We start from the raw sequence: 25199 nt of genomic DNA on the forward strand, positions 1-25199 counted from the left end.
GGGCGCTCCGTCGTGGGTCGGCGTCAGTGCGTCGACCGTATCCGTCGTCGTCGCCGAGCACCCGCTGGCGATCATGCAGGAGACCCGCGTCCCGGGCTCTCAGGTGCGGGTCTCCTGCACGACCACGACGACGACGGCGCTAGTCCCCACCGCCGCGCGACGGCACGGCGAGCGCGACCTCCTCGTCGGTGAGCAGCCGGGACCTGATGAGGAACCGCACGCCCTCCGGCGCCTCCAGGCTGAACCCGGCGCCGCGGCCCTTGACCACGTCGACGGTGAGGTGCGTGTGCTTCCAGTACTCGTACTGCGACGCCGACATCCAGAACGGCGCCCCGGCCACCTCCCCCAGCAGCACGTCGGCCTCGGAGGTGATGAAGTCGCCGTCGGGGAAGCACATCGGCGACGAGCCGTCGCAGCAGCCGCCGGACTGGTGGAACATCACCGGCCCGTGCTGCTCGGCGAGCTGCGCGACCAGGGCCGCCGCCTCGGGGGTGATGTCCACCCGCGAGGCGGCGGCCGCTCCTGGAGCAGGCTCCATCAGAAGAAGCCGAGCTTGTCCGGCGAGTAGCTGACCAGCATGTTCTTGGTCTGCTGGTAGTGGTCGAGCATCATCTTGTGGTTCTCGCGGCCGATGCCCGACTGCTTGTACCCGCCGAACGCGGCGTGCGCCGGGTAGGCGTGGTAGTTGTTCACCCACACCCGGCCGGCCTGGATGCCGCGGCCCAGGCGGTAGGCGGTGTTGGCGTCGCGGGTCCACACGCCGGCGCCCAGGCCGTAGAGCGTGTCGTTGGCGATGCGCAGGGCGTCGTCCTCGTCGGAGAACCTGGTCACCGAGACCACCGGGCCGAAGATCTCCTCCTGGAAGATGCGCATGGAGTTGGAGCCCTCGAAGATCGTCGGCTCCACGTAGTAGCCGTCGGGGAAGCCGTCCACGGAGCGCCTGCCACCGCCGGTGCGCACGGTGGCGCCCTCCTCGCGGCCGATCTGCAGGTAGCTGAGGATCTTCTCCTGCTGGTCGTTGCTGGCCTGCGCGCCGATCATCGTGGCGGTGTCGAGCGGGTCGCCCGAGACGATGGCCTCCACGCGCTTCGTGGCGCGGTCCATGAACTCGTCGTAGATGGACTCGTGCACGAGGGCGCGCGACGGGCAGGTGCAGACCTCGCCCTGGTTGAGGGCGAACATCGCGAAGCCCTCGAGCGCCTTGTCGAGGAAGTTGTCGTCCGCGGCCATGACGTCGGGCATGAAGACGTTGGGGCTCTTGCCGCCCAGCTCCAGCGTCACCGGGATGAGGTTCTGCGAGGCGTACTGCATGATCAGCCGCCCCGTCGTCGTCTCACCCGTGAAGGCGATCTTGGCGATCCGGTCCGAGGACGCCAGCGGCTTGCCCGCCTCGGCGCCGAAGCCGTTGACCACGTTGAGCACGCCGTCGGGCAGCAGGTCGCCGATGAGCTCGACCACCTTGAGGATCGACCACGGCGTCTGCTCGGCGGGCTTCAGCACCACGCAGTTGCCCGCGGCGAGCGCCGGCGCGAGCTTCCAGACGGCCATGAGGATCGGGAAGTTCCAGGGGATGATCTGCCCGACCACGCCCAGCGGCTCGTGGAAGTGGTACGCCACCGTGGAGTCGTCGATGGGCGAGATGCCGCCCTCCTGGGCGCGGATGCACCCTGCGAAGTAGCGGAAGTGGTCCACCGCGAGCGGCAGGTCGGCGTTGAGCGTCTCGCGGACCGCCTTGCCGTTGTCCCACGTCTCGGCGACGGCGAGCTCCTCGAGGTGCTCCTCGAGGCGGTCGGCGATCTTGTTGAGGGTGTTGGCGCGCTGCGCGGGGCTCGTGCGGCCCCAGGTCTGAGCGACGCCGTGCGCCGCCTCCAGGGCCAGGTCGACGTCGGCCTTGGTGGACCGCGCGACGTGCGTGAACACGTGCCCGGTGACGGGCGAGACGTTGTCGAAGTACCGGCCCTCCACCGGCGGGACCCACTTGCCGCCGATGTAGTTGTCGTAGCGCTCGTCGAAGCTGACGAGTGCGCCGTCGGTGCCGGGCTGGGCGTAGGCCATCGCGAACCTCCTGCTCGACCTCAGTGTCGTGCTCCCCGGGAGGGGATGCCCCGATGCTGACTCAGACGAGGTTGGCCGTCGGTTGGTGGCTGGTCGGTCTGGTCGATCGGCTGGTCGGCCCGGCGGGCTCCGCTCAGAGGTCGGCGGCGGCCAGGCGCGCCGCGAGCAGCGCCCGGGACGGCTCGCCCGCCGGCACCGCCGCCAGCGCCGCCGACAGCACCTCGGCGTCCCACGGGCAGGTGCGCGCCCACCGCAGCGCCGCTTCGGCGGCGGGTGCGGCCAGCAGCGCCTCCCGCACCGCGCAGGTGACGTAGCTGGCGTGCTGGCGCAGCTCGGGAGACTCCGTGCCCGCCAGCAGCTCCCCGCCGTAGCGCTCCGCGGCGGCGGTCGGCTCCCCCTGGGCGACGGCGTCGAGCACCGCGTCGACGTCGGTGCGCACCGGCAGGGCGAGGCGGTAGGGCCGCGAGGTCAGGGCGCCGCCGAGCGCCGCGCGCACGTGGCTGACCTCGGCCTTGAGGGTCGACGTGGTGACCGGCGCGTCGCCGTAGAGGGAGGCGTGCAGCTCCGGCAGGGACATCCCCTCCGGGTGCAGCGCGAGCAGCGCCAGGACCTCCAGCTGGCGGCGCGTCAGCTGCAGGCGCCGCCCACCGAGGCGGGCCTCCCCCGCTCCGAGCAGCCGCAGCTCGAGCACCTGCACCGCGAGCCCGCCGGTGGCACCGACCGGTCCCGCAGGGCCGTCCGGGCCGTCGGAGCGGGACCGGGCGGTGGAGGCGGCGTGCTGCACCAGCTGCGCCAGGGCCCCGGCCGTCGCCGGTCCCAGCGGCTGCGCCCGGTCCCAGGTGGTGGAGAGGTCGACGACGCCGAGGGCGCGGCCGGTGCGCTCGTCGTAGACCGGGGCCGCCCAGCACACCCAGCCCTCGACGGCGTGGGCGAAGTGCTCGGCCGACCACACCGTGGACAGCTGCCCGGTGCGCAGCGCGAGGTCGAGGGCGTTGGTGCCCACGCTGGCCTCGTCCCACCGGCCACCGGGGGCGAACCCCACGGACTCGGCCCGGCGGCGCATCACCCGCCCGGCGGAGGTCCACAGGATGCGCGCCGAGGCGTCGGTCACGGCGACCACGAGGTCGCCGTCCTCGGCGGCCCGCTCCAGCTGCGGCCCCATGACGCGCACGGCGTGCTGCAGCGGGGAACCGCGCCAGACGCGCTCGACGTCGTCGGGGTCCGACATCGGGGCGACGTCCAGGTCGGGGGCCACGGTGGCCGCGGACCTCGCCCAGCTGGCGCGGATCTCCTCGCGCACCGCTGCCGGACCGGCGGCGGGAGCGGGGTGCGCTCCGCGCGCCGAGGCGATCTCGGCGCGGCGCCGCCGCGCCTCCACCGTCACCGTCACTGGGCCTCCCGGTCGCGCCGCCCGGCGTCGTCGCGCGGGCGTGGCCCCAGGGTAGGTGCCCGGCGCGGGCGCTGCCAGGGCCGACCGGTCCGCCTACATCCCCATCCCGCCGTCGACGGGGACCCCCGCGCCGGTCATGAAGCGGGAGGCGTCGCTGGCGAGGAAGAGCACCACGTCGGCGATGTCGGCGGGCTCGCCGAGGCGTCCCAGCGGGGTGAGCCCGACGACGGCGGCGACGGCGGCGTCCGGGCTCTCGAACAGGCCGAGCGCGGAGGTCTCCACCGCCAGCTTCACGCCCATCTCCGTGGGGACCAGACCGGGGTAGACGCAGTTGACGCGCACCCCGTAGCCCAGGCGCCCGGACTCGGCGGCCGCCACCCGGGTGAGCCGGTCCACGGCGGACTTCGAGGCCGAGTACCCGGCGATGCCGGGGAAGGCGATGGTCGCGGCGACCGAGGAGATGTTGACCACGGCCCCGCCCGACCCCGCCGCCCCGCCCGGGCGCATCGTGCGGAAGGCGTGCTTGGTGCCGAGCGTGGTGCCGATGACGTTGACCCTGAACATCGTCTCGAGCTCGGCGGGGTCGGCGTCGACGACGAGGCGCGTGATCTCCACGCCGGCGTTGTTCACCACGACGTCGAGACCGCCGAGCTGCTGCACGGCCGCGGAGGTCGCGGCCTCCCAGCCGGCGTCATCGGTGACGTCGAGGTGCTGGAACACCGCCCGCGCCCCCCGCTCGGCCGCCACCGCGCCGACCGACTCGGCCGTCTCACGGCCCAGGTCGTCCAGGACGTCGGTGAGGAGCACGGAGGCGCCCGCCCCGGCGAGGGCCGTGGCGGTGGTCGCCCCGAAGCCGCGCGCGGCTCCGGTGACGAGGGCGGTCTTGCCGGTCAGGTCGACGGTGCTGCCCACGGGGGACTCCCTGCTCTCACGTCGTCGTGGAGGGCCCGCGGCGGTGCGGGCGCCTCGAACGCTAGAGACGTCCTTGGACACTCGTCAAGAGATCGTCGGACGGGCGTCCAGTGGTCGCCGACGAGACCGCTGCCGCACACTGGGGGTGTGGACGCTGCGGACGCCGTGGAGGTGGCACCGGCTCCAGCGCCGCGCTCCCCGACGGCCGACAGGAGCTCCCCGAAGGTCGCCCGCCGGCGCGACGAGCTGGCCGACGCGGCGCTGACCACCCTGGCCGACCTGGGCTACGCCCGGACCAGCCTGCGGGAGATCGCCGCCAACACCGACTTCTCCCACGGGGTGCTCCACTACTACTTCGACGACCGCCTCGACCTCATCACGCACGCGGTGCGCCGCTACAACGCCGTCTGCGTGCATCGCTACGACCACGTCCTGGCGGGAGCCGCGACGGCGGAGCAGCTCCTCGAGGGGTTCTCGGACGCGCTCGCGAGCACGGCTCGCGCCGAGGCCGCCCAGCACCGCCTCTGGTACGACGTGCGGTCGCAGGCGATGGTCGAGCCGGCGCTGCGCGCCGACGTGCTCGAGATCGACGCGACCCTGTCGGCGATGGTCTGGGCGGTGGTCGCCCGCTACGCGGAGCTGAGCGGCACGTCCCCGGCGCTGGGGCCCGACGCCGTCTACGCCTGCGTCGACGGCGCGTTCCAGCTCGGGCTGCTGCGCCACCTGTGCGGAGACGCCGACGCCGTGGACGACCTCGTGACCGCGGTGCGGGCGCTGGTGCCCCGCCTCGTCAGCCCGGCTGGTCCGCACCTCCCGGCGCAGCCGGGTCGCTGAGCACGAGCACGGGGCGCACCGCTCCGTCTCGCTCCTCCACCAGCGCCACCAGCTCGCCCGACGGACCGAGCGCCGCCACCGGCCCTCCCGCGGCGTCGGGCAGGTCGACCTGCGCCACCGCCAGGCGCTGCCCCATCGCCAGGCGGCGCGCCAGGGCGGCGTCGACCTCGGCGACCGGGAAGACGCGCCGCGCGACCTCGGCGAGGCCCAGCAGGTGGGGCGCCGCGCCGTCCTCCAGCAGGCGGTCGAGGGGCACTGCGCCGTCCACGTCGAACACCCCGACGCGCGTGCGGCGCAGCGCCGTCAGCGACCCCCCGACCCCCAGCGCCGTGCCGGCGTCGCGGGCGAGCGCCCGCACGTAGGTGCCGGAGCTCACGACCACCCGGACGTCGGCGTCCAGCGCCGCGACCTCGGGGGCCCGCTCGTCGCGGGCGGGGCGCACGTCGAGCACCTCGAAGGCGCTCACGACGACGGGACGCGCCTCCAGCACCACCTCCTGGCCGGCGCGGACGAGGGCGTGGGCGCGCTGCCCGTCGACCCTCTTGGCGCTGACGGTGCTCGGCACCTGGTCGAAGGCGCCCGTGAGGGCTGCGACGGCGCGCTCGACGTCGGCGCGGCCCAGGTGGGACGCGTCCGTCCGAGCGAGCACGTCCCCCTCGGCGTCGTCGGTGTGCGTGGCCACCCCGAGCCGGACGGTGGCCAGGTACTCCTTCTCGGCGCCCACGAGGTGGGTCAGCAGGCGGGTGGCCCGCTCGACGCCCACCACCAGCACCCCCGTGGCGCTGGGGTCCAGGGTGCCGGCGTGCCCGACGCGGCGGGTCCCAGCGGCCCGGCGCACCCGGGAGACGACGTCGTGGCTGGTCATGCCCGCCGGCTTGTCCACCACCACCAGGCCGCTGGGAGCAGGCTCGCGCCGGGTCCGAGCGGGCTGGGCGGTCGGGGCGGACTTCTGCTGGGCCGGCACCCCGGCACGCTACCGACCGCCGTCCGGGTGGTCGCCGGCCGCCGGGCTCCAGCGCCCCGCGCCGCCGTCCGACGGTGGGACGTGGAGAAGACAGGCCCCGCTCGGCGACCCGACGTCGCCACCCGCCACGTCCTCGCGACCACCACCGGGACGCTCTACACCGCGGGTGGCCTGGCCGTCTTCCTGGGCGCCCTCGACGACCCCGCCGGGTCGCTGGTGCTCTTCGCGGCCGCGGCCACCGCACTGGTCACAGGCGCCGCCGTGCTGCGGTGGGGCTCGCTGCTGCCGCTGTCGTGGGTGCACGCCCTCGTGGCGGCGGGCTCGCTGCTCGTCGCCGTGGCCGTGGTCGCGGCGCCGGACCCGCTCACCGCGTGCGTGGTCGCGGCCGTCTTCACCTTCGTCGCCGTCGACGTGTACTACTACTTCGCCGGCGGGCCCGCCCTCGCCCAGCTCGGCCTGCTGCTGACCGCCGGCGCCACGGCGCTGATCGTCCGGGGCGTCCCGCTCGGGACCACCGCCGCGCTGCTCGTGGTGCTCGTGGCGATCGCCGTGGTGGTCGGGGACCTGGCCGACCGGGCCTCCAAGGCCAGCCGCGACCCGCTGACCGGGCTGCTCAACCGCCGCGGCGTCGACGACGCCCTCGACGCGGCGCTCACCGAGGCCGAGCGCACCGGCACCCCGCTGGCGGTGGCTCTCGTGGACGTCGACAGGTTCAAGGCCGTCAACGACTCCCAGGGGCACGCCAGCGGCGACGCCCTGCTGCGGGCCATCGCCCAGGACCTGCGCCGCGCCCTCCCGCCCACCACCGTGGTCGGTCGTCCCGGCGGGGACGAGTTCGTGCTGCTGCTCCCCCACCTCGACGACGACGTCGCCGCTGCCGCGGTCCGGGCCGCTCACGCCAGGGTTCGCCACCCGCTGTCCATCGGCCTCGTCGGGCACCTCGGCGGCGAGAGCACGGGCGACGTCCTCCACCGCGCCGATGCGGCCCTGTACGAGGCGAAGCAGGGCGGTCGCAACCGCGTCGTGCTCGGCGACGCAGCCAGCCAGCACCTGTCACGCGACCTGGCCACCGCCCTCGAGGCGCCCGCCGGCAGCGGTCTGCACGTGCTGCTCGACCCCGTGGTCTCGGTCGGTGATGGGTCCCTGGTGGCCGTGGAGGCCGTCGTGCGGTGGGACCACCCCTCGCGCGGCAGCATCGCCCCGGCCGACCTCCTCGCCGTCGCCGAGAGCACGGGGCTGGTCGCCGAGCTCGGGGCGTTCGCGCTCCGCACGGCGTGTGCGGAGGCCGCCGCGGTGCGGCAGCAGCAGGGTGACGACCTGGCCCTGGTGGTGGGCGCCTCGGGTCGCGAGCTCGTGACCGCCGGCTACGCCGACGGAGTGCTCGCGGTCCTCGGCGAGGCCGGGTGGTCGCCGCACCACGCGGTCGTCTCCGTCGCGGAGGACGTGCTGGAGGTGGGATCGGGAGCAGCCGTGGCCGCGCTGCACCGCCTGCGCGAGGCGGGGGTGCGCGTGGCGGTGGACGGCTTCGGCGCCGTCGGCTCTCCCGTGACCCGCCTCGACGAGGTGCCTGCCGACTTCCTCCGCATGCACCCGTCCCTGCTGGCGACCGCCACCACCTCAGCGCGCCGCAGGACCCTGCTCCAGTCGCTCCTGGCGGTGTGCTCGTCCCTCGGCCTGGTGGCCGTGGCCCAGGGCGTGGAGAGCGCCGAGCAGGCCGACCTCCTCACCGCCCTGGGCTGCCCCCTCGCCCAGGGGCCGTTCCACGGCCGCCCGGCGCGGGCCGCCGAGCTGCTCGCCAGCGCTCAGCGCGCCGACGGCTCCACGGGCGCGCCGTCGCCGTCGGAGTCCTGCTCGGAGGCGTCGCTCTCGTCGTCCTCGTCCTCGTCGCCGTCCTCGGAGTCCTCGACGGGCTTGCGGTACGGGTCGGCCTCGCCCGCGTAGCTGGCACCGGTGGCCAGCGCGGCCACCTCGGCGTCCCGGGCAGCCGTCTTCACGAGCACGTCGTCGAAGTGCGCGGAGGTCTCCGGCAGCGCGTCGGGGATGAACTCCAGGGTCGGGGTGAGCCGCACCCCGGTGCGCCGCCCCACCTCCGAGCGCAGCACGCCCTTGGCGCTGGCGAGGGCCGCAGCGGTGCTGGCGCGCGCCTCGTCGTCGCCGTAGACGGTGTAGAAGACCGTCGCGTGCTGCAGGTCACCGGTGACGCGGGCGTCGGTGATGGTGATGAAGCCGAGGCGCGGGTCCTTGATGCGGCGCTCGAGGGTCTCGGCGACGACGACCTTGATGCGGTCGGCGAGCTTGCGGGCGCGTGCCGGGTCGGCCACGGCTACCTCCAGGTGGTTCGTGCCGCCCCGGGTGGAGCGGATCAGTCGTCGTCGCTGTGGATCATCGTGTGGGCGGAGAGGAGCTGCACCTCCGGGTCGTCCAGGACGACCCGCTCGGCGGCGTCCAGCACCCGCTGTCGGTGGGCGTCGTCGCCGGCGACGACGCCCACCGACAGCTCGGCCCTGCGGTGCAGGTCCTGGTGGCCGGTCTCCGCGGCGCTGACCTCCAGCCGCTTGAGCTGGGCGAGCAGCGGGCGCACCACGGCCCGCTTGTGCTTGAGGGAGTGGACGTCGCCCAGGAGCAGGTCGACCACGAGAGCACCTACGTACACGGTGTGCCGCTCCGCGCTGGAGACCCGACCGTGACCGTGGACGGCCGACCACCCTGAGGTGGCCGACCGCCCATGATCACGGTGATGACGGGTCAGACGCGGGGCTTCTCCCGCATCTCGAACGTCTCGATGACGTCGCCCTCCTTGACGTCGTTGAAGCTGCCCAGGCCGATACCGCACTCGAAGCCGTCACGGACCTCGGTCGCGTCGTCCTTGAACCGCCGCAGCGACTCGATGGTGAGGTCGTTGCCGACCACCACGCCGTCGCGGGTGAGGCGCGCCTTGGTGTTGCGGCGGATGGTGCCGCTGCGCACGAGGCAGCCCGCGATGTTGCCGAACTTGGAGGAGCGGAACACCTCGCGCACCTCGGCGGTGCCGAGCTGCACCTCCTCGAACTCCGGCTTGAGGAGGCCGCGCAGGGCCTGCTCGACGTCGTCGATGGCCTGGTAGATCACCGAGTAGTAGCGCATGTCGATGCCCTCGCGCTCGGCCAGGTCGGCCACGCGCTCGGCAGGACGCACGTTGAACCCGATGATCACGGCGTTGTCGACCGTGGCCAGGTTGACGTCGTTCTGGGTGATGGCACCCACGCCGCGGTGGATGATCCGCAGCTCGACGTCGTCGCTGACCTCGATGCCGAGCAGCGCGTCCTCCAGTGCCTCGACCGAGCCGGACCCGTCGCCCTTGAGGATGAGGTTGAGGGTCTCGACCTTGCCGGCGGCCAGGGCCTCGTTGAGGTCCTCCAGGCTGATGCGCTTGCGGCGCTTCGCCAGGCTGGCGGCGCGGGCGGCCGACTCGCGGCGCTCGGCGATCTGGCGGGCCGTGCGGTCGTCCGGGGCCACCAGGAAGGTGTCACCGGCGCCGGGGACGGCCGTGAGGCCGAGCACCAGCACGGGCCGCGAGGGCGTCGCCTCGTCGACCGGCTGCCCGTGCTCGTCGAGCATCGCGCGGACGCGGCCGAAGCCGTTGCCCGCCACGATCGCGTCGCCGACGCGCAGGGTTCCGGACTGCACCAGGACGGTGGCCACGGGACCGCGGCCCTTGTCGAGGTGGGCCTCGATGGCCACGCCGCGGGCGTCCTTGTCGGGGTTGGCCCGCATGTCGAGCGCCGCGTCGGCGGTGAGCAGGACGGCCTCGAGGAGGTCGTCGATGCCCTGGCGCTTCAGCGCGCTGATCTGCACGAACATGGTGTCGCCGCCGTACTGCTCGGCCACCAGGTTGTACTCGGTCAGCTGCTGCATGACCTTGTCGGGGTTCGCCCCCTCCTTGTCGACCTTGTTGACCGCCACCACGATCGGCACGCCGGCGGCCTGCGCGTGGTTGAGGGCCTCGATCGTCTGGGGCATCACGCCGTCGTCCGCCGCGACCACGAGGATCGCGATGTCCGTCACCTGCGCACCGCGGGCGCGCATGGCGGTGAACGCCTCGTGGCCCGGGGTGTCGATGAAGGTGATGGCGCGCTCTTCACCCTCGTGCTCGGTGCGCACCTGGTACGCGCCGATCGCCTGGGTGATGCCGCCGGCCTCGTCCGCCACCACGTCGGTGGAGCGGATCGCGTCGAGCAGCTTGGTCTTTCCGTGGTCGACGTGGCCCATGACCGTGACCACCGGCGGACGGGGCGCCAGGTCGTCGTCGTCCTCGGCCTCGAGCTCGGCGTCGAGGTCGATGTCGAAGCCGGCGAGCAGCTCGCGCTCCTCGTCCTCCGGCGACACGATCTGGACGTCGTAGCCGAGCTCCGCACCCAGGGTGCGGAAGGTGTCCTCGTCGAGGGACTGCGTGGCGGTGGCCATCTCACCGAGGTGGAACAGCACCGTCACCAGCGACGCGGGGTTGGCGTCGATGCGCTCGGCGAAGTCGGTCAGCGAGGCGCCGCGGCGCAGCCGGATGACGGTCGTGCCGTCACCGCGGCGGACCTGCACACCGCCGACGCTCGGGGCCTGCATCGCCTCGAACTCCTGGCGCTTCGCGCGCTTGGACTTGCGCCCGCGGACGGGACGGCCGCCGGAGCGGCCGAACGCGCCCTGCGTGCCACCGCGACCGCGACCGCCCTTGCCGAAGCCACCACCGGCGGGACCACCGCCGGGACGACCCGGAGCGCCGCCACCACCGGGACCACCCGGGCGACCGGGGCCGCCGGGACGGCCCGGAGCGCCGCCGCGGGCGGGGGCGCCCGGACGGCCGACGCTGGAGCGGCCCGGCATCATGCCGGGGTTCGGACGGGGACCGCCCGGACGGGGACCGCCGGGACGGGGGCCGCCCGGACGGTCGCCGGCACCCGCGGCGGGGGCACCGGGGGCACCGGCCGGACCACCCGGGGCCTGCGGCCGCGGGGAGCCCGTGCGCATGCCCTGGCTGGGCGCGAAGGGGTTGTTGCCCGGACGGGGCGCGCCGGGACGCGGAGCGCCACCGCGCATGCCCTGGCTGGGCGCGAAGGGGTTGTTGCCCGGGCGCGCCGGGGCGCCGGGACGGGCCCCGCCGGGGGCACCGGGAGCCCCCGGCCGCGGAGCCTGGCCGCCAGGACCGGGACGACCCGGCGCGGCCGGCGCACCGGGAGCACCCGGACGCGGGGACGACCCGCCCGGAGCGGGACGGCCCGGGGCCGGAGCGCTCGGGGCGGCGGGCGCCGCGGAGGCCGCCGCCGGGCGGACCGGGGCAGCCGGAGCGGCGGGTGACGCCGGGGACGGAGCGGCAGCCGGACGGGCGGGCCCGGGCTGCGGGGCGGCCGGGGCGCTGGGCGCCGGGGCCGAGGGGGCGCTGGCCGCCGGGGAGGGCGCCGAGGGCGCGGGGGCCGACGGTGCCGCAGGGACGGCAGCGCGCGGGCCGGGGCGCACGGCTCCCGGCGTCGGTGCCTGGCGCGCGGGCGCGGACGGCGCCGCGGCGGAGGACCCACCACCGTTGGCGGCGGCGTACTCCGACTTCAGCTTGCGCACGACCGGCGGCTCGATGGTCGAGCTGGGGGACTTCACGAACTCACCCATGTCCTGCAGCCTGGACATGAGCGCCTTGCTCTCTACTCCGAACTCCTTGGCGAGCTCGTACACACGGACCTTTGCCACATCTCTCCTCGTCCGGTCCGGGCCGGAGAGGCTCGGACCGTGGTCAGTACTGGGGGGTGCTCATCGCTGGAGGCTCATCGGATGCCCATCAGGGTGATGACCCGCTCTCGGTTCTCGTCGGTCGGTCGGACTGGGAATGCTCGTGGTGCGGTGGTTCCGCCTGCTGCTGCAGGTGCTCCCGGACGGCACCGGCGTCGATCGGCCCCGGTAGGCGCAGGGCCCGCGGGAACGCACGCCGGCGCTCCGCGAGGTCCAGGCAGGCCGGCTCGGGGTGCAACCAGGCTCCCCGCCCCGGCAGCCGGGCACCGGGATCGGGGAGGAGGACCGATGGGCCTCCGCTCCGGTCCGCGACGACGCGCAGCAACCGCGACCGGTCACCCCGCTGGCGGCACCCGACGCACGTCCGCTGCGGCTCAGGACGAGCTGCGCGCAGGGTGGTCTGGTGCACGGCGGAGAGGCCGGCACCCACAGTCTAACGCTCCCGGCGCCCGGAGGCTTCCGCGCGGTTCCCGCCGGGGGTGGTCTCGGCGTCGGAGCGGATGTCGATGCGCCACCCGGTCAGCCGAGCGGCGAGGCGGGCGTTCTGCCCCTCCTTGCCGATCGCCAGGGACAGCTGGAAGTCGGGGACGACGACGCGCGCGGCGCGGGCGGCGGCGTCGACCACCTCCACGGACACCACGCGCGACGGCGACAGCGCGTTGCCGACGAAGCGGGCCGGGTCGTCGTCCCAGTCCACGATGTCGATCTTCTCGCCGTGCAGCTCGGTCATGACGGCGCGCACGCGGGCGCCCATCGGGCCGATGCACGCACCCTTGGGGTTGACGCCCGCACGAGTGGCGCGGACGGCCACCTTCGTGCGGTGCCCGGCCTCGCGGGCCAGCGCCATGATCTCCACGGTGCCGTCGGCGACCTCCGGCACCTCCAGCGCGAACAGCGCGCGGACCAGGTCGGGGTGGGTGCGCGAGACGGTGATCGCGGGGCCCTTGGGCGTGCGGCGCACCGACACGACGAAGGCGCGCAGGCGCTGCCCGTGCGCGTAGGTCTCCCCCGGCACCTGCTCGCTGGGCGGCATGAAGGCCTCGACGCCACCCACCTCCAGGTGCACCAGCCGGGGGTCGTGGCCCTGCTGGACCACGCCGCTGATGACGTCGCCCTCGCGGCCGGCGAAGGCCCCGAGCACCTGCTCGTCCTCAGCCGCCCGCAGGCGCTGGAAGATCACCTGGCGCGCGGTGCCGGCGGCCACGCGGCCGAAGTCCTTGGGGGTGTCGTCGAACTCGCGCAGCACCTTCCCGGACTCGTCGACCTCGGCGGCGAGCACCACCACGTGGCCGGTCTTGCGGTCGAGCTCCACCCGCGCGCGGGGCTCGGAGCCCTCGGTGCGGTGGTAGGCCACGAGCAGCGCCTGCTCGATGGCCGTCACCAGCACCTCGAGGGGGATCTCGCGCTCGCGCTCCACGGCGCGCAGCGCCGCCATGTCGATGTCCACGTCAGTCCTCGTCCTCGTCCAGCTCGTCGTCTGCGTCGTCGGCCAGGTCGGCGTCGGCGTCGTCGGCGTCGTCCGAGCCGCTCTGGGCGGAGCGGCCGAACTCCACCTGCACGCGCCCGGTGCCCAGCTGCTCCCAGGGCGCGCGGCGCTGCTCGCCGTCCACGTCGAGCAGCACGCCCTCGTCGTCGACGTCCAGCACGCGGCCCGTGGTGGCGACGCCCGCCACCGGCACCGCCACGAGGCGGGTGCGCGCCCGAGACCAGTGGCGCCGCTCGGTGAGCGGACGGGACACCCCGGGCGAACCGACCTCGAGCACGTACGGCCGGTCTCCGAGGACGCCGTCCACGGAGTCCATCGCGGCGCTGACGGCGCGCGAGACCGCGGCGAGCTGGTCGGAGGAGACCGCGCCCACGGCGTCGTCGGGGAGGTCGACCACCACGCGGACCACGGTGCGGGCACCGGCGCGGGCGAGCTCGACCTCCTCCAGCACGAGGCCGCTGCTGGTGACGGCGGGCTGGACGGCGGCGACGACGCGGTCGTGCACGGCCTGGGGGGCTGGCACCGGGACTCCTGGGTTCTCGAGGGCTGAGCAGCGATCGCGCGGTCAGCCTCGGGCTGGGCCCGGGCACGACGGCGACCCGAGAACCCTAGTCGCCGCGCGGGGGTGCCCAGAGCGCCTCGGGCCCCGTCCGGCGGTGGCAGGATCACCAGGCGTGCCGACCTCCCCCTCGCGGCGCGCCGTGCTGGCTGCCCTGTCCGCCTCCGCCGCCGCGGCGCTGGCCGGCTGCTCGACACCGTGGGGGCGGCTGCGGGTGCAGCCCCTCGGAGGCGACCCGCCGCCCACGACCCCGCCCCCCGGCCCCGACGAGCTGGCGGTGCGGGCTGCTGCCGCGGCCGTGAGCGCCGTCCTGGCGCAGGTCGGCGGCCTCGACGAGGCGCTCGCCGGCCCGCTGCGCTCCGCGCTGGGCGAGCAGCTGACCGCGCTGGGCGAGCCCGCGCCGTCCACCTCCCCCGCCACCGGCGCCCCCACCTCGACCTCGACCTCGACCTCGACGAGCAGCCCGCCCGGGAGCGCCCCGCCCAGCACCGGCGCCTCCTCCCCGGGAGCCGGGCGAGGGGTCCAGCAGGTGTCGCAGCTCCTCGCCGCCGCAGCCACCACGGCCTCCTCCGACCTCGCCGACGTGGCCGGAGGGACCGCGCGGCTGCTCGCCTGCGCGGCGGCCGGGCTCGACGTGGCGGGCAGCTGGGTGCTCTCCGCCACCGGCGCGGATCCGGAGGGCGCGGCGGCGCCTTCGTCGTCGTCCTCACCGGCAGCGGGTCCGATCTCGCCGTCGGCAGGCACCAGCCCGACGCCGGCCGCAGCGTCCGGTGAGCAGAGCGCGCTCGTGGCCGCCCTCGCCGTCGAGGAGGCGGCGCAGTACGGCTACGGCGTGCTCGCGGTCCGGCTGTCCGGGGCGCAGCGCGATGCGGCCGTGAGCGCCCTGGGCGTCCACACCGACCTCGTCGAGCAGCTGCGGGACGACCTGCTCGCCCTGGGTGCCGCCCCGCCGGCCCCGCAGCCCGCCTGGGCGCTGCCCTCCCCCGTCGCCGACGCGGCCGGCGCGCTCGCCCTGGCGCAGCAGCTGGAGGGGTCGTCGGCCGCGGCCTGGGCCGACGTGGTGGCCGCCGCGGTCCGGGCGCGGCGCGACGCCGCGGCGGACCAGCTGCGGCTCGCGGCGCAGCGCTGGCACTCGTGGCGCACGGCCGCGGGGACGCCCGGCCTCGTGGCGCTGCCCGGCCTGTCAGGCCGCTGACGCGCCCACCGGGGCCAGGCGGGGCACGGCGGACGGACCGGCCGCGCGGACCACCCGGACGGGTCAGCCGAGCAGGGGCTCGAGCACCTGCCAGCCGAGCCGCAGCACCAGCGCACCCACCACGACGAGGAAGACCACCCGCACGAAGCCGCTGCCGCGGGCCACGGCCGTGCGGGCGCCCAGGTACCCGCCGAGCACGTTGGCGGCGGCCATGGACAGGCCCAGCCCCCACACCACGGACCCGGCGAGGGTGAACACCGCCAGCGCCCCGAGGTTGGTGGCGGCGTTGACGACCTTCGCCACGGCGCTGGCCGGCAGGAAGGCGTACCCGAGCCCGACGAGCCCGGCCACGAGGAACGAGCCGGTGCCCGGGCCGAGCGCACCGTCGTAGAGCCCGACGAGCCCTCCCAGCGCCGCGGCGGCCGCGGTGTGGCGGCGCCCGTCGAAGCGCAGCGCCGCCGCCTCCGCCGGAGGCGGCCGCAGCAGGGTCCACGCCGCCACGCCCACCAGCGCCACGAGCACCACCGGGCGCAGCGCACCGGCCGGCACCCAGTGCGCCAGGGCCGCTCCCCCGGCCGCGGCCAGGCCCGCGACCAGCGCCATGGGGACGGCGGTGCGCAGGTCCACCCGCACGCGGCGGGCGTACGTGACGGCGCTCGTCGTCGTCCCCGCGAACCCCGCCAGCTTGTTGGTGGCGAGCGCCTGGACCGGGCTGATGCCGGGCACGAGCAGCAGGGCTGGCAGCTGGACGAGCCCGCCGCCACCCACCACCGCGTCGACCCAGCCGGCCGCGAGCGCGGCGAGCAGGAGCAGCGCGAAGACCTCGGGGGTCAGCCCCTCGAGCCCGAGCAGGGCGTCAGCCGCGCACGAGCGCGACGAGGTGCTGGGCGGCGTCCCCGACGGGCACGTCCGTGCGCTCACCGGTGGCGCGGTCGCGGACCTCGACCACGCCCTCGGACAGGCGCTTGCCCACCGTGACGATGGTCGGCACGCCCACGAGCTCGGCGTCCTTGAACTTCACGCCCGGGCTGACGCGGGGGCGGTCGTCCAGGAGCACGTCGAGGCCGGCGGCCACGAGCTCGGCGGCGAGGCGCTCGCCGCCCTCGACCACCGCGGCGTCCTTGCCCGCGACGACCACGTGCACGTCGACCGGGGAGACCGAGCGCGGCCACACCAGGCCCAGCTCGTCGTGGCCGGCCTCGGCGATGGCGGCCACGGCGCGGGAGACGCCGACGCCGTAGGAGCCCATGGTGACCGTGACGAGCTTGCCGTTCTCGTCGAGCACCTGCAGGCCGAGGGCCTCGGCGTACTTGCGACCCAGCTGGAAGATGTGACCCATCTCCATGCCGCGGGCGGTCTCCAGCGGACCGGAGCCGTCCGGCGCGGGGTCGCCGTCACGGACCTCAGCGGCGTCGATGGTGCCGTCGCCGGTGAAGTCGCGGCCGGCCACGAGGCCGTAGACGTGCTTGCCGGGCTGGTCGGCGCCGGTGATCCACGCGGTGCCGGGGGCGATGCGCGGGTCGAGCAGGTAGCGGATCCCGGTGGTGGCGGGCCGGCCGTCCTCGCCGGTCTCGCCGGTGGGCCGCAGACCCAGGCCGCCGGGGCCGATGTAGCCCTTCACCAGCTCGGGGTGCTGGGCGAACTGCGCCTCGTCGAACGGCTCGACGGCGGCCGGCGAGACCGCGGCCTCGAGGCGCTTCGCGTCGACCTCGCGGTCACCGGGCACGCCGACGGCCAGCGGCTCGGTGGAGCCGTCCGGGTGGCGCAGCAGCACGATGACGTTCTTCAGGGTGTCCGAGGCCTCCCACGGACGGTCCTCGCGCGGGTGCAGCTGGTTGGAGACCGCCACCAGCGTGTCGATGGTGGGGGTGTCCGGGGTGTCGCGGACGACGGCGGGGGGTGCGTCGTCCCACCTCACCGGCTCGGGCGCGACCGTGGTGACGGCCTCGACGTTGGCGGCGTACCCGCCGGCGGAGCGGACGTAGGTGTCCTCGCCCTGCGGGCTGGGGTGGAGGAACTCCTCGCTGGCCGAGCCGCCCATCGCGCCGGAGACCGCGGAGACGATGACGTACTCCAGGCCCAGGCGGTCGAAGATGCGGACGTAGGCCTCGCGGTGGCGCTGGTAGGCCTTCTCCAGGCCGGCGTCGTCGACGTCGAAGGAGTAGCTGTCCTTCATGACGAACTCGCGGCCGCGCAGCAGGCCCGCGCGGGGCCGCGCCTCGTCGCGGTACTTCGTCTGGACCTGGTACAGGCTCAGCGGGAGGTCCTTGTAGGACGAGCACTGGTCCTTGACCAGCAGCGTGAACATCTCCTCGTGGGTCGGCGCGAGGAGGAAGTCGGCGCCGCGGCGGTCCTGGAGCCTGAAGAGGTTGGGGCCGTACTCCTCCCACCGGCCGGTCGCCTCGTAGGGCTCCTTGGGCAGCAGCGCGGGGAAGTGCACCTCCTGGGCGCCGATGGCGTCCATCTCCTCGCGGACGATGCGCTCGACCTTCCGGAGCACCCGCAGGCCCAGCGGCAGCCAGGAGAAGCCGCCCGGGGCGGCGCGGCGGATGTAGCCGGCGCGCACGAGCAGCTTGTGGCTGGCCAGCTCGGCGTCGGCCGGGTCCTCGCGCAGGGTGCGCAGGAGCAGCGTGGAGGTCCTCAACAGCACCCCCCGACCTTAGTGCCGCCCCTCACTCCGCCCGCGCGTCCCGAGGAGGCCAGCACCGCCGTGACGCCGGACGTGCAGAACTCCCGTCTGGGCGGTCAGGCAGCCGTGCTGAGCGACTTCTGCACGTCGGCCGTCACAGCGCACCGGCGTGCGGTCCGCTGCAAGGTGCTCGAGACCCACGCCTGGTCGAACATCACCTGCTCCCACGCGTACCGCAGGACCGTCCACCCGTCGGCGACCAGCTCGTCGTACCGGTGGCAGTCAGCAGCGAGGGCGGAGCGCCGGCCGTGCCACTCGAAGCTGTCCGCCTCGACCACGAGCCGCAGGGCCGGGTCGATCAGGTCGGGACGGATGCTGCCGGACTCGCCGTCCAGCCACACCTGCGGCAGCAGGCCTGTGAGGCCGGCGTCGAGGGCGATGCCTCGTAGCGCCGATTCGAAGGGATTGGCAGGACGCTCGGAGGCGTGCTCGGCGACGCGCCGCACGGCGGCGCGACCCGCCCCGTGCGTGGCCTGCGCGCGGTCGAGGAGGTCGGCCCGGCTCACCAGGCCGCGCCGCAGGGCCGAGTCGCCGACAGCCAGGGCCTCGGGGAACGGCATGGTCCGGGCGCAGTCGACGACGGTGCGCAGGGGCGTGGTGACCCAGCCGTCGACGTCGTCGGGCGGGAGGTCAGCCCAGTGGCGCACCAGCTGACCGCCGGTGGCCTTGCGGTTGCGCGGCACGGTCACGTGCGGCAGCGGCGGCGCGGTGACCAGGTCCATGAGCCACAGCTGGGCCGCACTGGCGTGGGAGGCGACACCGCTGGCGGCTGCCGCGGCCGCCAGCGGCGCCTTCCCGCTGGACAGCCCGTAGGTGCCCCGTGCCAGACGCACCACGCGGCCGCTGGCGAGCGCCCGCTCCAACGCCCGCCAGTCACACCCGACCTCCGCTCGGAGGGCGACGCCACCGCGCCGCCACAGCTCCCTGCACACCTCGTCGACGTCCATGTGATCACCGTGGCGGAGCGCACCGGGAGTTGTGGATCTTGTCCACAGGTGTCGCCGGACGTGCAGAACCCGGCCGATGCGCCCTCTGGGGCCGGCCACAGGGACTTCTGCACGTCCGGCGTCACGCGACCGGCGTGCTGGACGGGACGTCGTCAGCGGGTGTCAGCGGGCGAGGTCGGGGCGGGGAGCCGAGGCGGGCGTGGCAGGCTCAGACGGGCCGGGGTCGGTGCCGCGCCAGCGGCCCAGCGCCGCCATGAGGTGGTAGAGGCCGACGGCGGCGATCGTGCCCAGCGCGATGCCGGTGAGCGTGAGGTCGCCGACGGTCAGCGTGTAGTTCGCGATGCCGATGATCAGCGCGACGCCGGCGCTGGTGAGGACCGCGGGGCGGGAGAAGTCGACGCGGGCCTGCACCCAGATCCGCGCGCCCAGCACGCCGATGAGCCCGTAGAGCACCGTGCCGGCGCCCCCGAGCACCCCGGCGGGGACGCTGGCGATGACCTCCCCGAACTTGGGGCTGAGCGACAGCAGCAGGGCGGTGGCGGCGGCCACGGCGTAGGCCGCCGTGGAGTAGACGCGGCTGGCGGCCATGACGCCGATGTTCTCGGCGTACGTGGTCGTGCCCGAGCCGCCGCCGAGCCCGGCGAGGGTGGTGGCGAGACCGTCGGCCATGAGCGCACGGCCGGTCAGCGGGTCGAGGTCGCGCCCGGTGAGAGCGGCCACGGAGCGGACGTGCCCGACGTTCTCCGCGACCAGCACCAGCACCACGGGCACGAAGACCGCGAGCACGGTGACGTCGAAGGTGGGCGCGGAGAACGTCGGCAGGCCCACCCAGTCGGCGGCCCGCACCTTCGAGAAGTCGACCTCGCCGCGCAGCCAGGCCACCAGGTAGCCGACCAGCACCCCGAGCAGGATCGACAACCGCCCGAGCAGCCCCCTGAACAGCACCGACGCGAGCACGACCGCCGCGATCGTCACGACGGCGGTGACGGGGCCGGCCTGGACGTTGGTCCACGCCGCGGGCGCCAGGTTGAGCCCGATGAGCGCCACGATGGTCCCGGTGACCGCCGGCGGCAGCAGGCGCTCGATCCACGCGGCGCCGGCGCGGTGCACCACGAGGCCGACCAGCGCCAGCAGCACACCGGTGAGCACGACGCCGCCGAGAGCGGCGCCCGGCCCGCCGGTGGCTTGCGCCGCGCTGATGGGCGCGATGAACGCGAAGCTGGAACCCAGGTAGCTGGGCAGGCGGCCGCGCGTGAGCAGCAGGAACAGCGCCGTGCCGACAGCGGAGAAGAACAGCGTGGTGGACGGCGGGAACCCGGTGATGAGCGGCACGAGGAAGGTCGCCCCGAACATCGCCACCACGTGCTGGACGCCGATGCCCACCGTCCGCGGCCAACTGAGCCTCTCGTCGGGGGCCACCACGGCCCCGGGGCCGGGGACGCTCCCGTCTCCGTGCAGCTTCCAGAACCCCCGCGTGCTCGCCACGAACCCTCACCCTCACCCGTGCTGGACGCCGCCCGTGCCGCGCGGCCAGCAGACGGTAGTGGCTGCGGGAGGGCGTCGCTGACCAGCAGGCCGGGTGCAGCTCAGAACAGCACGGTGGCGAAGGTGCCGACCCTCTCGAACCCGACCGCCTCGTAGGCGCGCATGGCGCGGGTGTTGTAGTCGTTGACGTAGAGGCTCACCACCGGGTAGCCGGCCACCTGGGTGGACAGGACGACGGCGGCCATGCCCGGCTCGGCGATCCCGCGGCCGCGGTGCTCGGGGTGCACCCAGACGCCCTGCACCTGCGCGACCCCGGGGGCCACGGCGCCGAGCTCGGCCTTGAAGACCACCTCGCGCGAGCTCCCGGTGCCCTCGATGCGCACGTAGGAGCGGCCGGCGGCCACGAGCTCCTCCACGCGGCGGCGGTAGGTGGCACCGCCGTCACCGGCGGTCGGCGAGTAGCCGACCTCCTCGGTGAACATGGCGATGCACGCGGGCACCAGCACGTCGAGGTCGTCGGTGGTGGCGCGCCGGACCGCGGTGTCGGGGGCCACCAGCGGCGGTGTGCGGATGGCCATGAGCGGCTGGTCGGGGCGCACGTCCCGGGCGGGGCCCCAGCTGCCCTGGAGCCGCTCCCACAGCCCGAGGACGTCGGGGGCGGAGCCGACCAGGGACGAGCAGCGGCGCCCGACACGACGGGCGCGGGCGGCGAAGGCGTCCAGCGCGAGCGCCTGCTCGGCAGGCGCCAGCGAGGGGCTCAGCACGGGGACGAGGTTGGCGCCGTCCCAGCAGATGGCGCTCAGGCGTCCAGGACCTCCCCAGCCCCACAGCTGCCCGCCCAGCCGCGCGGGCGCGGCGCCGACCGCAGCGACGCGGCTGGTGACGAAGATGCTCGCCACCGGGTCCTGCGCGCACAGCGCGAGGACGTCGGCGCGGTCGGCGTCGTCGAGGACGCGCAGCGGGCTGCGGAACACAGCGGCATCCTGCCGGTCTGCCGGGCGGTCGCGAGCGGGGAGGTTCCCGTTCGGCCCGCCCAGCCCGCCACCAGCCCGCCACCAGCCGATGAGCAGCCCTGTCGAGCGGGAGGTCAGGCGGCTGGTCAGCCGACGGAGACGGACGGCGCGGCGCCCTCGACCTCGCCCATCTCGGCGGCCAGGCGGTTGGCCTCCTCGATCAGCGTCGCGACGATGTCGTGCTCGGGGACGGTCTTGATGACCTGCCCCTTGACGAAGATCTGGCCCTTGCCGTTGCCGGAGGCGACGCCGAGGTCGGCCTCGCGGGCCTCGCCCGGGCCGTTCACGACGCAGCCCATGACCGCGACGCGCAGCGGCACGCTCATGCCCTCCAGACCGGCCGTGACCTGGTCGGCGAGGGTGTAGACGTCCACCTGGGCGCGCCCGCAGGAGGGGCAGGAGACGATCTCCAGCTTGCGCTCGCGCAGGTTGAGCGACTGCAGGATCTGGAGGCCGACCTTGACCTCCTCCACGGGAGGTGCGGAGAGCGAGACGCGGATGGTGTCGCCGATGCCCTGGCTCAGCAGCGCGCCGAAGGCCGTGGCGGACTTGATGGTGCCCTGGAAGGCGGGCCCAGCCTCGGTGACGCCCAGGTGCAGGGGCCAGTCGCCCTTCTCGGCGAGCAGCTCGTAGGCGCGCACCATGACCACCGGGTCGTTGTGCTTCACGGAGATCTTGAAGTCGTGGAAGTCGTGCTCCTCGAAGAGCGAGGCCTCCCACACCGCGGACTCCACGAGGGCTTCCGGGGTGGCCCTGCCGTGCTTGTCCATGATCCGCTTGTCGAGCGACCCGGCGTTGACGCCGATGCGGATGGACGTGCCGTGGTCCTTCGCCGCGCGGGCGATCTCCTTGACCTGGTCGTCGAACTTGCGGATGTTGCCGGGGTTCACCCGGACGGCCGCGCAGCCGGCCTCGATGGCCGTGAAGACGTACTTCGGCTGGAAGTGGATGTCGGCGATCACGGGGATCTGCGACTTCTTGGCGATGATGTGCAGGACGTCGGCGTCGTCCTGGCTGGGGCACGCGACGCGCACGATGTCGCAGCCCGACGCGGTGAGCTCCGCGATCTGCTGCAGCGTGGCGTTGATGTCCGTGGTCGGCGTCGTCGTCATGGACTGCACGCTCACCGGCGACTCGCTGCCGACGCCCACCGAGCCGACCTTGATCTGTCGGGTGGTGCGGCGCGGCGCCAGGACGGGCGGCGCCTCCTTGACGCTCGGCATGCCGAGGCTGACCGGGACCGATGCCATGCGACCAGTATCCCCCGCCGCTCCCGTGCTGCTCGTGGCGGACCAGCGGGCGGATCAGCCCAGCGTGATCGGCCTCACCACGTCGGCGTACAGCAGCAGCCCCGACATCGCGATGATCACGAGCGTGACGGCGTAGGTGACCGGCAGCAGCTTGGCGAGGTCGAACGGGCCGGGGTCGGGGCGACCGCGCCAGGAGGCCACCTTGCGGCGGGCCCCCTCCCACAGCGCCCCGGCCACGTGGCCGCCGTCCAGCGGCAGCAGCGGCACGAGGTTGAAGACGAACAGCGCCAGGTTGAGCGAGCCCAGCACGGACACGATGGCGGCCACGCGCTGCCCGGTGGACGTGAACAGGTCGCTGCTCGCGATCTCCCCCGAGAGGCGACCGACGCCCACGATGCCGATCGGCCCGTTGGGGTCGCGCGGGCCGTCCCCGAAGGCGGCCTGGGCCACCCCGACCATGCGCTGCGGCAGCGTCAGGACGATCTTGGCGACGCTCCAGGTCTGCTCGACCATGAACCCCGGGACGGCGGTGACCGGCTGGGGCACCACCTCGGCGCTCGGCGTCACGCCGAGGAAGCCCACGCGGTCGGTGAGCACGGTGCCGTCGGGCGCCGTCTCGACGGCACCGGAGGAGGACACCCGCGCCACCTGGTTGGGGATGATGGGCGCCTGCAGGGTGAGCTGCTGCCGGCCGCGCTCCACGACGATCGGCACGGTCCTGTCGGCCGCGGCCCGGATGGCCTGCTGCACGCGCGTCCAGTCACCGTCCGCGGCGATCCTGTCGACGGAGATGATCCGGTCGCCCTGCTGCAGGCCCGCCTCGGCGGCCGGGCTGGCGGGGTCGCCCGGGGCGCACTCGGTCTGCCCGCTGCCGGCGGGCAGCACGCACTGCGAGACCGAGCTCACCACGGGCGTGGTCTGGGGCAGGCCCGTGGTCGTGATGTAGGCGCCGAGCAGCACCGTCGCGATGACGAGGTTGACCACGGGGCCGCCGAGCATGACGACGACCCGCTTGCCCACGGGCAGGCGGTGGAAGGAGCGGTGCTCCTCCCCGGGCACGACCTCCTCGGCGGCCTGGGCGCGGGCGTCGGCGGCCATCTGCGCGAACGGGCCCTGGCGCCGCTGCCGGCGCACCCGTCCAGCGGCAGCGGCGTCTCCCTCGAGGGCGCGCGCCTCGTCGTCGACGCGCTCCTCCACCACGGCGGTGAGCGGCGCGTACATGCCGACCATCCGCACGTAGCCGCCGAGCGGGATCGCCTTGACGCCGTACTCGGTCTCACCGCGCCGGCGGGACCACAGCGTCGGCCCGAAGCCGACCATGTACTGCGTCACCTTCACTCCGAAGCGCTTGGCGGGCAGCAGGTGCCCCACCTCGTGCAGGGCGATGGAGATCCCCAGCCCGAGGACGAACACCCCGACGCCGACGACCCACGCCACGACCTCACCCACCGCTCAGACCCCCACCAGCTCGCGGGCGCGCGTGCGCGCCCAGCCCTCTGCCGCCAGCACGTCGTCCACCGTCAGCCCCTCACCTGGGAGCGCGCTGTGCTCCCCCACCACGCGGGCGACGGTGTCCACGACGCCCAGGAACGGCAGCCCTCCGCCGAGGAACGCGGCGACGCACTCCTCGTTCGCGGCGTTGAAGACCGCCGGCGCGGTACCGCCCGTGGTCGCGGCGGCCCGCGCGAGGGCCACTGCGGGGAAGGCCTCCTCGTCGAGCGGCTCGAAGGTCCACGTGGTGGCCTGCCTCCAGTCGATGCCGTAGTCGGCGCGCTCCACCCGGTCCGGCCACCCCATGCCCAGGGATATCGGCAGGCGCATGTCCGGGGGTGAGCACTGGGCGAGGGTCGAGCCGTCGGTGAACTCCACCATGGAGTGCACCACCGACTGCGGGTGGACGACGACGTCGACGCGCTCCAGCGGGATCCCGAAGAGCAGGTGCGCCTCCACCACCTCGAGCGCCTTGTTGACCATGGTCGCGGAGTTGGTGGTGACCACCGGGCCCATCGCCCACGTCGGGTGGGCCAGCGCCTGCTCGGGCGTGACGTCGGCCAGGGAGGCGCGCGAGCGCCCGCGGAACGGCCCGCCGGAGGCGGTGAGGACCAGCCGTCGCACCTCCGCGGCGGACCCGCCCCGCAGGCACTGGGCGATGGCGGAGTGCTCGGAGTCGACCGGGACCACCTGGCCGGGGGCGGCCAGCGCCGTGACCAGCGGCCCGCCCACCACCAGCGACTCCTTGTTGGCCAGCGCCAGGGTGGTGCCCGCCTCCAGGGCCGCGAGCGTGGGCCGCAGGCCCACCGAGCCCGTCATGCCGTTGAGGACGACGTCGGCGGGACGGCGGGCCAGCTCGACGGCCGCCTCCGGCCCGGCGAGCACCTCCGGCGCCCAGCCGGCGCGCCCGGCCGTCCGCGCCGCGGAGGCCAGGTGGTCGCGCAGCGCGCCCTCCGCGGAGGCGTCGGCCACGCCGACCGCCTGCACGTCGAGCCGGACCGCCTGCTCCGCCAGCTGGCGCAGCCGCCCCGGGTCGGAGCCGCCCGCGGCGACCGCCACCACGCGGAACCTGTCGGGAGCGCTGGCGACGACGTCCTCGGCCTGCGTGCCGATCGATCCGGTGGAGCCCAGGAGGACGACGTCGCGCGCGCTGCTCACGTCCCCATCCTCGCGCGCCGATG

Annotated in this window: 21 protein-coding genes and 1 pseudogene; 3 read left to right on the forward strand and 19 right to left on the reverse strand. The window is 74.9% G+C overall.

Going from position 1 to position 25199, the window contains the following annotated elements; genetic code table 11:
- Window positions 1-139 precede the first annotated feature (139 nt).
- From FMM08_RS13405 to FMM08_RS13420, 4 genes are all read right to left on the reverse strand, one after another.
- A complete protein-coding gene (locus tag FMM08_RS13405; RefSeq protein WP_147926862.1) occupies window positions 140-538 on the reverse strand; it encodes a DUF779 domain-containing protein in 399 nt (132 codons plus the stop codon).
- Entirely contained in the window at window positions 538-2055 is a 1518-nt protein-coding gene (gene adh / locus FMM08_RS13410) for an aldehyde dehydrogenase (RefSeq protein ID WP_147926863.1), read from the reverse strand. Before adh ends, FMM08_RS13405 begins: the two co-directional genes overlap by 1 nt.
- Before the next feature lie 133 nt (window positions 2056-2188).
- The gene (locus tag FMM08_RS13415) at window positions 2189-3445 is read right to left on the reverse strand and encodes a helix-turn-helix domain-containing protein (RefSeq protein WP_222710749.1); all 1257 of its coding nucleotides are present in this window, start codon (window positions 3443-3445) and stop codon (window positions 2189-2191) included.
- A 93-nt stretch (window positions 3446-3538) separates the two neighbouring features.
- Window positions 3539-4357, reverse strand: coding sequence for an SDR family NAD(P)-dependent oxidoreductase (locus FMM08_RS13420; protein WP_147926864.1), 819 nt, complete (start codon window positions 4355-4357; stop codon window positions 3539-3541).
- 147 nt (window positions 4358-4504) lie between these two features.
- Between FMM08_RS13420 and FMM08_RS13425 the strand changes: the two genes are divergently transcribed.
- Complete coding sequence (locus FMM08_RS13425) at window positions 4505-5191, forward strand: TetR/AcrR family transcriptional regulator (RefSeq protein ID WP_222710750.1); 687 nt, start codon at window positions 4505-4507, stop codon at window positions 5189-5191.
- Here FMM08_RS13425 and truB read toward each other — a convergent pair.
- Window positions 5148-6155 (reverse strand): tRNA pseudouridine(55) synthase TruB, encoded by a 1008-nt coding sequence (gene truB, locus FMM08_RS13430; protein ID WP_147926865.1) that lies wholly within the window; start codon window positions 6153-6155, stop codon window positions 5148-5150. The two genes, FMM08_RS13425 and truB, sit on opposite strands and share 44 nt — an antisense overlap.
- A 552-nt stretch (window positions 6156-6707) precedes the next feature.
- On the opposite strand from truB, the pseudogene FMM08_RS13435 reads away from it, so the two are divergent.
- Window positions 6708-7916 (forward strand): annotated as a pseudogene (locus FMM08_RS13435) (EAL domain-containing protein); the annotation flags it as partial.
- Window positions 7917-7957: 41 nt separating this feature from the next.
- Here the strand turns inward: FMM08_RS13435 and rbfA are convergent.
- From rbfA to rimP, 6 genes are all read right to left on the reverse strand, one after another.
- The gene (rbfA, locus tag FMM08_RS23695; protein ID WP_147926867.1) at window positions 7958-8476 is read right to left on the reverse strand and encodes a 30S ribosome-binding factor RbfA; all 519 of its coding nucleotides are present in this window, start codon (window positions 8474-8476) and stop codon (window positions 7958-7960) included.
- A 41-nt stretch (window positions 8477-8517) separates the two neighbouring features.
- Window positions 8518-8808, reverse strand: coding sequence for a DUF503 domain-containing protein (locus tag FMM08_RS13445; RefSeq protein ID WP_147926868.1), 291 nt, complete (start codon window positions 8806-8808; stop codon window positions 8518-8520).
- Between the two features lie 92 nt (window positions 8809-8900).
- A complete protein-coding gene (gene infB, locus FMM08_RS13450) occupies window positions 8901-11864 on the reverse strand; it encodes a translation initiation factor IF-2 (RefSeq protein ID WP_147926869.1) in 2964 nt (987 codons plus the stop codon).
- A gap of 88 nt (window positions 11865-11952) precedes the next feature.
- Complete coding sequence (locus FMM08_RS24140; protein ID WP_147926870.1) at window positions 11953-12312, reverse strand: YlxR family protein; 360 nt, start codon at window positions 12310-12312, stop codon at window positions 11953-11955.
- Between the two features lie 24 nt (window positions 12313-12336).
- Window positions 12337-13350, reverse strand: coding sequence for a transcription termination factor NusA (gene nusA, locus FMM08_RS13460; RefSeq protein ID WP_147926871.1), 1014 nt, complete (start codon window positions 13348-13350; stop codon window positions 12337-12339).
- A gap of 1 nt (window position 13351) precedes the next feature.
- Window positions 13352-13912 (reverse strand): ribosome maturation factor RimP, encoded by a 561-nt coding sequence (rimP, locus tag FMM08_RS13465; protein ID WP_147926872.1) that lies wholly within the window; start codon window positions 13910-13912, stop codon window positions 13352-13354.
- A 151-nt stretch (window positions 13913-14063) separates the two neighbouring features.
- On the opposite strand from rimP, the gene FMM08_RS13470 reads away from it, so the two are divergent.
- Entirely contained in the window at window positions 14064-15143 is a 1080-nt protein-coding gene (locus tag FMM08_RS13470) for a DUF4439 domain-containing protein (RefSeq protein WP_147926873.1), read from the forward strand.
- A 63-nt stretch (window positions 15144-15206) separates the two neighbouring features.
- Here the strand turns inward: FMM08_RS13470 and FMM08_RS13475 are convergent, their stop codons facing one another.
- The 8 genes from FMM08_RS13475 to dxr all read right to left on the reverse strand — a co-directional run bounded on the left by FMM08_RS13475 (window position 15207) and on the right by dxr (window position 25176).
- Window positions 15207-15995, reverse strand: a complete 789-nt coding sequence (locus FMM08_RS13475; protein WP_147926971.1) for a TSUP family transporter — start codon at window positions 15993-15995, stop codon at window positions 15207-15209.
- Window positions 15996-15999: 4 nt separating this feature from the next.
- A complete protein-coding gene (locus FMM08_RS13480) occupies window positions 16000-17793 on the reverse strand; it encodes a proline--tRNA ligase (RefSeq protein ID WP_147926874.1) in 1794 nt (597 codons plus the stop codon).
- A 95-nt stretch (window positions 17794-17888) separates the two neighbouring features.
- Complete coding sequence (locus tag FMM08_RS13485; RefSeq protein ID WP_147926875.1) at window positions 17889-18779, reverse strand: type IV toxin-antitoxin system AbiEi family antitoxin domain-containing protein; 891 nt, start codon at window positions 18777-18779, stop codon at window positions 17889-17891.
- Between the two features lie 162 nt (window positions 18780-18941).
- On the reverse strand, window positions 18942-20264 hold the full coding sequence (locus tag FMM08_RS13490) for a uracil-xanthine permease family protein (RefSeq protein WP_147926876.1): 1323 nt from the start codon (window positions 20262-20264) through the stop codon (window positions 18942-18944).
- Between the two features lie 101 nt (window positions 20265-20365).
- On the reverse strand, window positions 20366-21238 hold the full coding sequence (locus FMM08_RS13495) for a GNAT family N-acetyltransferase (RefSeq protein WP_147926877.1): 873 nt from the start codon (window positions 21236-21238) through the stop codon (window positions 20366-20368).
- Between the two features lie 125 nt (window positions 21239-21363).
- Window positions 21364-22527, reverse strand: coding sequence for a flavodoxin-dependent (E)-4-hydroxy-3-methylbut-2-enyl-diphosphate synthase (gene ispG / locus FMM08_RS13500; protein ID WP_147926878.1), 1164 nt, complete (start codon window positions 22525-22527; stop codon window positions 21364-21366).
- 54 nt (window positions 22528-22581) lie between these two features.
- Window positions 22582-23964: a M50 family metallopeptidase gene (locus FMM08_RS13505; RefSeq protein ID WP_147926879.1), complete on the reverse strand. Its 1383-nt coding sequence runs from the start codon at window positions 23962-23964 to the stop codon at window positions 22582-22584.
- Between the two features lie 15 nt (window positions 23965-23979).
- Entirely contained in the window at window positions 23980-25176 is a 1197-nt protein-coding gene (dxr, locus tag FMM08_RS13510; protein WP_222710751.1) for a 1-deoxy-D-xylulose-5-phosphate reductoisomerase, read from the reverse strand.
- Window positions 25177-25199 lie beyond the last annotated feature (23 nt).

Source organism: Quadrisphaera setariae (assembly GCF_008041935.1).
GTDB classification, from domain to species: Bacteria; Actinomycetota; Actinomycetes; order Actinomycetales; family Quadrisphaeraceae; genus Quadrisphaera; species Quadrisphaera setariae.